Below are 2,100 nucleotides of genomic sequence, written 5' to 3' on the forward strand. Positions count from 1 at the left end.
CCTGAAGTTTGCGAACGATCTGTTCCGGATTGTGACGTTTCCTTTTCGACATAATCAAGTCTCCTTGCCCGAAGGGCAGATGCGAAACTCTCATTATACATGGACCAGTTTACGGGGGGCACACCACTGCCTACCGCAATAAAATCATCAACCCAAGATTCAACGTTCATTTTTGAGATGTTGCGTCAATCTTATTATGGGAAGTCATGAAAACCTACATTGTAGTTGAAGATCCTAAGTGTTGGAAATTCACTGTGCCCGGCGTGGAACTTGTTAAAGCCCGTGATTACCTGTCGGATGACCGCTTCAGCAAAGGTGAGATGGTTAAGGTTTTGAACTGTTGTTACCATTACTATTACCAATCCACGGGCTACTATGTATCTTTGGTTGCCGCCGCACGGGGACATTATCCCATGCCCTCCGTACAGGCATTACAAGACATGCGCCACAACGTGGTTATACGCAATGCGTCCCGCGATCTGACCATGCAAATTCAGCGCAGTTTTAAAAATATTCATGGCGATCATTTCGAACTGAGTATTTATTTCGGGCGGAATGTGGCGCATCGCTATAACACGCTTTCAAAGATGCTTTTCAATCTGTTTCCTCTCCCCTTTTTCCGCGCCTATTTTGTGCGAGAAAAAGAAGAGTGGATTTTAGAGAGTGTCCGTATCATCGCTGTGCGCGATATACCGGATCACCATTATCCATTTGTCATGGAGCAGATATCTCAATATGTAGGGCGGCATGTTTGGAAACAGCGCGGAAAACAACAGTTGTATCATTATGAAATGGCTATTTTGCGCAGTAACGAAGACACCACCCCGCCGTCCAATGCACAGGCTATACAACGTTTTTGTCGATCCGCAGACCGCAAGGGGATCGGCGTCGAAATCATTGATCGTCATGATTATGCGCAACTGGATCGCTATGACGCCTTGTTTATCCGTGACACCACCGCAGTCAATCATTACACTTACCGTTTTGCTCGGCGTGCGGAGTCCGTCGGTATACCCGTCATAGACGATTCGTTATCCATTCTTCGGTGTGCCAACAAAATCTATCTAACAGAATTGATGCGTCATCATGGGATCTCGACTCCCAAATCTCTGATTATCGGAAAACATACGGCCTATAAAGTGAAAGAATCAATTGGGTTCCCGTGTGTGTTGAAAATTCCTGACAGTTCATTTTCTTTGGGTGTCTACAAACTCGACAGTTACCATGAATTTGAAGAGGCTGTGGATAATTACTTTAAAAATTCAGAACTGCTTCTGGCTCAAGAATACATTCCTACAGACTTCGATTGGCGCGTAGGTGTATTGAATCATCAACCTCTTTTTGTATGTCGCTATTACATGGCGGAAAAACACTGGCAGATCTATAATCACCACAGCCCGCAAGGTACAGACTGCGGTATGGCAGATACAGTGGCGGTTGAAGACGCACCTCCCAAAATAATTGCTGCGGCACTGCGTGCCACCCAAGCGATTGGCAATGGTCTGTATGGTGTTGACATCAAGGAAATCAAAGGAAAACCGTGGGTAATCGAAGTGAATGATAATCCAAATATTGACGCCGGTATAGAGGATCGTGTTCTCAAAGATGAACTTTATGACCGCATCATTTGTGAGTTTATTCGACGCCTGGATTTAAGCCATGGGAAATCCTGATCCTTTTATCGAAGCACAATTTCCCTTTTCTTTATTCGAGGTGACCGGTCTTGAACTCGAATATATGATCGTGAATCGTGATACCTTATCCATTGCCCCGTTGTGTGACAAGTTATTAGAGGCGGCAGGAGAATTAAATGACAATGAGGTATATCCGGAAGGCAGAGACGGGCCTGCGGCTTGGTCTAATGAATTAGTCTTGCATGTAGTGGAATTCAAGACCCCCAAACCGGTGCCAACCTTGGCTGGTTTGGATGAGGTTTTTCATAGGCAAGTTGTCCGTGCAAATACACTCTTATCCCGGTGGAATGCCTGTTTGATGCCTACAGCCATGCATCCTTGGATGAATCCCGCTGTAGAAACTCGGTTGTGGCCTCACGGCGGAAATGAAATTTATGCCGCTTTCGATGATCTCTTCGATTGTAAG

2 protein-coding genes are annotated in these 2,100 nt (G+C 45.5%); both read left to right on the forward strand.

From position 1 onward, the window contains the following. Positions 1 to 206: 206 nt before the first annotated feature. The gene (locus GX117_14390; GenBank protein ID NLO34519.1) at positions 207 to 1,673 is read left to right on the forward strand and encodes a RimK family protein; all 1,467 of its coding nucleotides are present in this window, start codon (positions 207 to 209) and stop codon (positions 1,671 to 1,673) included. Continuing rightward, a partial coding sequence (locus GX117_14395; protein ID NLO34520.1) for a hypothetical protein occupies positions 1,660 to 2,100 on the forward strand: 441 nt, incomplete at its 3' end. The genes GX117_14390 and GX117_14395, both read left to right, overlap by 14 nt.

This window comes from Candidatus Hydrogenedentota bacterium (genome assembly GCA_012523015.1).
Classification (GTDB): Bacteria; Hydrogenedentota; Hydrogenedentia; order Hydrogenedentales; family CAITNO01; genus JAAYBJ01.